This window comes from Aphanothece microscopica RSMan92, from assembly GCF_046613545.2.
Classification (GTDB): domain Bacteria; phylum Cyanobacteriota; class Cyanobacteriia; order PCC-6307; family Cyanobiaceae; genus NIES-981.
Genome location: NZ_JBKKKY020000098.1, coordinates 1 through 6,828, shown reverse-complemented (window position 1 = coordinate 6,828; position 6,828 = coordinate 1). Strand labels below are relative to the sequence as shown.

General features: G+C 51.6%; 5 protein-coding genes. All 5 read left to right on the top strand.

Annotation, left to right across the window (positions count from 1 at the left end; all coding sequences use genetic code 11):
* The first annotated feature begins 424 nt into the window (after positions 1-424).
* The 5 genes from ACLD7X_RS15595 (at position 425) to ACLD7X_RS15575 (ending at position 6,579) form a co-directional block, all read left to right on the top strand.
* Entirely contained in the window at positions 425-1,819 is a 1,395-nt protein-coding gene (locus ACLD7X_RS15595) for a lipopolysaccharide biosynthesis protein (RefSeq protein ID WP_425625337.1), read from the top strand.
* A complete protein-coding gene (locus tag ACLD7X_RS15590; RefSeq protein ID WP_425625336.1) occupies positions 1,816-3,414 on the top strand; it encodes a hypothetical protein in 1,599 nt (532 codons plus the stop codon). The genes ACLD7X_RS15595 and ACLD7X_RS15590 overlap by 4 nt, the downstream gene beginning before the upstream one ends.
* A 145-nt stretch (positions 3,415-3,559) precedes the next feature.
* Positions 3,560-4,720 (top strand): DegT/DnrJ/EryC1/StrS family aminotransferase, encoded by a 1,161-nt coding sequence (locus ACLD7X_RS15585; RefSeq protein WP_411424593.1) that lies wholly within the window; start codon positions 3,560-3,562, stop codon positions 4,718-4,720.
* Between the two features lie 30 nt (positions 4,721-4,750).
* On the top strand, positions 4,751-5,881 hold the full coding sequence (locus ACLD7X_RS15580) for a glycosyltransferase family 4 protein (RefSeq protein WP_425625335.1): 1,131 nt from the start codon (positions 4,751-4,753) through the stop codon (positions 5,879-5,881).
* Complete coding sequence (locus ACLD7X_RS15575) at positions 5,878-6,579, top strand: acyltransferase (RefSeq protein ID WP_411424591.1); 702 nt, start codon at positions 5,878-5,880, stop codon at positions 6,577-6,579. The genes ACLD7X_RS15580 and ACLD7X_RS15575 overlap by 4 nt, the downstream gene beginning before the upstream one ends.
* Positions 6,580-6,828: the final 249 nt, after the last annotated feature.

The following is a 6,828-nucleotide window of genomic DNA, read 5'->3' as shown; positions in this document are numbered from 1 at the left end:
ACGCCTTCCGCGCGCTCGACCTCAAGCGCGTCAAGGAACTCGCCAAGGCCCCCGTCATGGTCGACCTGCGCAACGTCTACAAACCCGAAGACATGCGCGCCGCAGGGTTCGAATATGTGAGCGTGGGTAGAATGCGATTTGAAAACCAGTAGCATTGTAGCTGAGGGATATTTTAGGTCGAAAAACTCGCATAGTGCACCGTAAATGCGTATAATTTACAATACCTTCGGCTTTTCATATGAAAGAAATGATGAGTCACTGCCATGACGGATGACCATGTCAGGCATACTAGGGAGGGCACTGCGATCCGCTCCGAAAAGGCCTTGTCGATAGACTTTCGTTATGGCGCTAGATTTTTTTATGGTGGCTGAGTAAATCATGGCTAAATTACTCTAGTTTCACGCGAACCCCATCTCTATCTACCATGAGTTTTAGGGAATTCGTTATTATAAATAAGGCAATAATATTTTCAGGCACTTTTACAATCGTGCAGCGTCTATTCGGCTTGGTTGCTGGTTTGGTGGCCATTATTCTGCTGGCACGTTCACTTGGCCCTACGGACTTCGGCCTGTATAGCATTATTATTTCGGGCTCTATGCTGGCGAGCATTGCGGCGCAGTTCGGATTGCCCAATTTTTTGCTCCGCGAAATCGCTTCTTCAACTGGGCAAAGCTATGCCTCGGCGGTGATGGCGTGGGGTAATAGGCTATGGCTTAAGGCAGTCATTTATTTCGCTATGCCATTGTGGCTACTTGTTACCGCAGGTATGTGGATTTTTCAGGTTACGGATTTGCGATCACTTCTTATCCAGACTAGTATCTTCTTTGTAATTGCAATAACTGGCGCTCGCATGGAAATTGTTTGTGAGGCGCTAAAGGGCCTCGGCATCGTCGCGCTTGGCTCGTTTCCGTCGATGGTCATTAAGCCCGGCGGACTTCTCATCGCAATCGTGATCCTATTAAGAATGGGCGATCTCACCCTTTGCACTGCTATGCTTGCTTACCTTGCGTCGAACCTGATTTCCTTGGCCGTTTCCGGCCTCACTTTGGCTAAATTTGGTTTGTTTCTTCCTGGTATATTTAAACGTACGCCCGAAGATGAACGCAAAATGATTCTTCAGCGACAGCACCATTATTATCGCAGCATGCTTCAATTTGCTTTGATGAGCTTTTCCCATCGGGCGATCGGCCAAATCGGAATTCAGGTTCTTGGCATGCTAGGGATGCCGGAACAGGCTGGTTTGTTCAGGTTTGCAATGCAGCTCAATATTGGTGCCGAAATCGCTGTTCAAACTGTAAATTCGTTTTCGTCTTCAAGACTAGCTCAGAGCTTTTCACTGAAAAATATCGAGCAGTTTTCGCGAGTTGTAGGAGCTAGTGCTTGGGTGATGACTATACTCGTCGGTGGCTACATAGGTGTATTGTGGCTTCTGGGTGGCCCAGTGATCGACTTTTTGATCGGTAGCGAATATAGTGGCGCTCTACCTGTTGCGTTTGTTCTTGCGTTAGGCACTTTCGTCGCTTCACTATTTGGCTCGAGTTATGTCTGCCTTATCATGGCCGGACAGGAGCGGATGACTGGAAGAATACTTGTAGGGGCGCTAATGCTCAGCATCTTAATGACGTTCTTTTTTGCCCGTTATTGGGATGCTTTCGGGGCTGCAGTTGCGCACGCCACAATCATCGCATTTATCGCTGCGGCATCAGCCCTAATCGCTACTAAGACAATAGGAGTTCGCTCAGACATCTTTTCGCATCTGGCCCTTCCATTTCGGAGCGGGCTTTTTCGGCGTCTGCGCTCTGAACGGGGGGGTGATTGAGCATGAAGCAAGTAGTTGCTGAGATCACAAGGCCGTCACATTTCAAGCGTAATAGCATAGCTGGGGATGCAAGGTGGATTACTACCGAAGATCTTACCTTTCGCAGCGTTACTATTTTACTCAAGAGATTTCTTGCAGCCCAAATGATTTTAGTGGCCTTCGCGTCATGGGCTTGGATTTCTTGCGGCAGCGGATTATGCAAATCTGTTACGATCGACTGGTGGAATACATTACTCTCTGTGGGCACAGTACTGTGCGCACTTTACTTCGCGTATCGCTTGCTTCGTCAAGATAGCGCGATGGTTCTTACTCCAGCGTTCGGATTTGCTGTAAACATCGTCATTTTTTCCGGACTTGGTCCGCTTATCTACACGATGGGGCCAGAGGAAGTAGTGTCATATATGGCAATACACCCGACTGCCATCACGTTCACCGAGGTAATACGCGCGCATCTCCTTAATGCAGTCGGCGCGGTTGCCGCAGTTTCGGGCGCCATCCTCGCGCTCACGTTCTTCACGAGCAAGGCGAGGTTAAGGCGGGTGGCTCGAACTCCACGGAGGATAATTCCGGTTCCAGTTGTCGCAGTTGCATTTCTGATTGTCGGTCTTGCCTTGAAATATGGGCTGATCATTCCGGCGCGGTTCGGCGCGCTCGAAATCGTCGTCCCGGGGGCGATCGAAAGCCTCGCTTTTCTCCCGGACCTCGGCTTTGCCGCCATCGGACTGCTAGCCGCGCTCGGGCGCCAGTATGCGAAGGCTATCCTGTTCTGCGTATGGCCCATCCATCTCGGGTTCACTTTCCTCGAATTCGGTAAGCTCAATTTCCTGACGGCACTCATTCTCCCGGCGATTGGTGCCTATATCGCGACAGGCAACATGAGGCGGCTTGCGGTCTGGGCGCTAATCGGAGCGGCTACGTTCTATATCAGCCAACCTATCTTTGGTTCTGCGCGTAACGCCATTCAAATCGTGAATGCTGAAGATACGATTGAAAGGGCGACATACTCCCAGCGTTTCGAATTCCTGAGCGCTGCTTTAGCAGGAGAGGTGGCTGTGGCAGACACCTACGCTGACAGTCGAACTCACCCATGGCTCCGTTTGAATTACGTTCCATATCAAGTGCATTCTATGAGAATGTATGACAGGGGTGCAGGTGGTGACACACTCAACGAGGTGTGGATGTATTTCATTCCCCGGCTGGTCTGGCCTAGCAAGCCTATCATCGTGCCTCTCGGGCGCAGATGGTACAGCGATTTTCTCGGAAGAGAAGTGCACGACACTTCGGTCGGTATCACGATATACGGCGATGGTTATTGGCAGGCTGGCTGGCTGGGGGTCATAATCTTTTCTTTGTTGACTGGATTTGCCTTCGGATTGATTTCAATTCTAAGTTATCGCGCGATAAAATGTAAAGATTTTGCCACCATACCTGCAGTTTTTTTGGCACTGCAGTTGAGCATTCTCGGCACAAGCGGTTTTTTTCAGACTACAATCATAGGCGGACTTGTCTTTTACGTTGCATACCAATTACTCATTAGTTTCATAAAATCAATTTATTTCACGCGCTCGAGGCCCTCTCGATCCAAATCCGAGTAATGCTGCGTATTGATGTTTATATTAATAGTAATTCAGGGCGTGATGCAATAAGAGTAAGTGATAAATTGATGCGCAGTGGGCGCATTTATTCGGCTAGAAAATTATCTGTAGCCGAGCGTGCGAAATGCAAATTAGAGGAAAACACGTGAAAAATTATCCTATTGCAGCGCCGGATATAGGCAAACTAGAAGCGCGCTACGTTCTCGAGGCGGTCGAATCCGGCTGGATTTCTTCGATTGGCAAATACGTGAATGCGTTTGAGGAGGGGTTTTCTGGATTTTGTGGCGCTGCTCACGGTGTTTCGATGACCAATGGGACCGACGCATTGCGGATCGCCTTGCGCGCTATGGGAATCGGCGCGGGTGATGAAGTTGTCGTGCCTGCACTTTCATTCATCGCCGTTCAGGCTGCTGTGGTGGATTCGGGTGCAACACCGGTCCTGGTGGATATCGATGAGGCTGTCTGGTGTCTTGATCCCAAGTTGGTGGCCGAGGCGATCGGGCCAAAAACCAAAGCGATCATCGCTGTCCATTCCTATGGCCATCCAGCTGACATGGACGGTCTACGAGAGGCGGTGGGTGATCGCGAAATCCACATCTTGGAAGACGCTGCCGAATCTCACGGTGCGAAATACAAGGGCAAGATGGTCGGTAGCTTGGCCGATGCGGCCTGCTTCTCATTCTACGGTAACAAGCTTTTGACCACTGGCGAAGGCGGCATAATGTTGACCGACAATGCGCATCTGGCTGAACGCGCCCGTTTTCTGCGAGATCATGCGATGGACAAGGATCGTCGATATTTTCACCCCGAGGTGGGCTTTAACTGCCGCTTGACGAATGTCCAAGCAGCGATTGGGTGTGCCCAGATCGAGCGTTCGGAAGAGCTCATTGGTGGCAAAAACAAGCTGCTCGATTTGTACAAGCGACGCTTCGCCGACTTTTCGTTCATGAAGCTCAACCCCGCAGCCGACTGGGCTGAGCCGGTCAACTGGCTGACAAGCGCGATTCTTGAGCCGCAATTTGCCGATCTCCGCGATCCTCTCTGTGCGGCTCTCAAGGAAAAGGGCATTGATACTCGTCCGTTTTTCGTGCCAGCATACGAAATGCCTCCATATGCGCATTGTAATGTCATTCATCATGCAGATTCGCTAGAGGACACCGTGTCCTCGCGGATTTCAAAGTGCGGTTTCAACCTGCCCACGCTGATCGGCATGACCGAGGACGATGTCGACTATATTGCCGAGGCGGTCTCATCCTCGTTTGAAGCTCTCAACGGTGCTGCAGTGCTTTCGCGGGGCGCCGCATAGCGGCGGCCGGCGAAGGTGGACTTGCTTACGATGCGAATTCTTGTTTTGACCCCGGGTGTCTTCGAAAAGGGCGGAATTGCCCGGTACAACCGTTACCAGATCAATGCCCTGCAAGAGACGTTCGGCCCTGGGAGTGTGCAGGTTATGAGCCTGATGGGGCCGGACGAGGATGCGCTCGAGACTCCGTTCGATGTGACCTATGCAGGCTCGGCGCGGCCAACTTCGCTTAGCCGGGCTATATTCGCGGTGTATGCGGTAATGAAGGCGCTAGCATTTTCACCCGACGTCGTGCTGTGTGGTCATGTAAACATGGCGCCGCTGGCGAAGCAACTGTCGAGGTTGTCAAAAGCAAAATTTGTTCTCAACGTCTATGCGCGTGAATTGTGGCCAAAAGGTGGATTACGGAACAGCCGCAGGTCAGCCCTGCTTTCGGCAGACGCGGTGATATCAGACTGCAAAAACACCGTCGAATATGCCAACGCGAAAGGCCTTATCGGCGTCGAGGCTCATATCGTTTGGGACTGTGTCGACCAGAGCCGGTTTTTCCCGCAGGAGCCTGACTGGTCGTCTCTCAAGCAATATGGCATCGAACAATCCAATCGCTTTAAAGTTCTTTTCCTCGGCAGGATCAAACACGAAACAATTTACAAGGGTTTTGTCCGATTGCTCGAGCTTGGTCAGAACTTGCCCGCCGAGCGGTTCGAACTCATCTTTGTGGGTGCTGGCGATTATCTTGAAACACTTAGGATGCAAGCAGCAGGAATATCGGGCGGACCAAAGGTCACGATAACTGGCCCTGTACACGAAGCGCATTTGGTTGATATCTACCGGACCGCCGGCGCCTTTTATCTCGTGAGCAATGTCGATGAGGGGCAGGGCGAAGGTTTGCCGCTTACACCTATTGAAGCCATGGCTTGCGGTGTACCTGCCTTAGTGGGCAATCAAGACGGGAGCCGCGAAATATTGCAGGGCAACGGAGGTTGGTGCGGTGACCCCGAAGATAGCTGGGGCCAACGCGAATATATCGAGCGGCTTGCTGCAGACAGCGCTTTTTACGCTTCAGAGCGTTCGGCCGCTTTGCAGCGCGTCATTGAACTATTTTCGTATGATATATTCCGAGAGAAAACCACCAATATCATCAAAGATGTCGTAGCCCGATGAAGCGGATTGGCTACCTCCTCTGGGATCTTCTTTATTGGTCAGTAGTCGGTCTTCCCGGACCGATTGGTCGCAAGTTGCGCAGCTATATGCTTCGACTAGTGTTGAAAGAATGCGGCGTGAATGTTGTTTTCGATACGGGTGTAGCGATCGAAAATCCGCAATTCGTGACCATCAAGGACAATTGCTGGATCGATCGGCAAGCAATCATTATCGCTGGCCCGATCACTTCGCGCGGACGCAAGCTGACCCGGCTTGCCGTGTCTACCAATGGTGATAGCGAGCATGTGGCTGAGGGCGAGGTGGTAATCGCGCATAATTGCCATATTGGCCCACAAACGGTCGTTCAGGGGCATGGTGGTGTGTACGTTGGGCAGGATGTGACGCTTGCAGCGGGATCGAAGGTCTACTCGGCGGTGCATGACCATATGAACAGGTCCGACAGGACCGATACGACTCTGTATAAATTTTCCTCTATGGCACCGGAAGCCGAGCAAAGCCTTCTGGTCGGCCCCGTCCACATTGGTGCTGCCGCTGCAGTCGGCTTGAACGCAATCATACTTCCGGGCGTTCGGCTGGGCCGTGGTGCCTGGCTGGGCGCGGGTTCAGTGGCAACGCGCGACATCCCTGACAAAGCGATTGCCGTCGGTTCGCCGGCACAGGTTACTCGAAAACGAATCACCTCTGCGCCCGGCTTTTAAGCGCCTTTTAAGCTGAGGTGAGAATATCGAAATTATACTGGCTGCAGACGTCTTGCTAAGGCCCGAGCCAACGATTTACCAGTGGACTTCCAAGTAAAATCCGGCGTTTTGGACTTCAAATGAGCCGTTCAAACCGCTCAAGATCGCGGGGAAAAGAAGTCGATAACTTGTGTTGGAGGCGAGCGACTGCGCCAAGAGGCCCCGTTGACTACGTTCAATTACAAAGCGTTATCTCCGATCATGAGCACA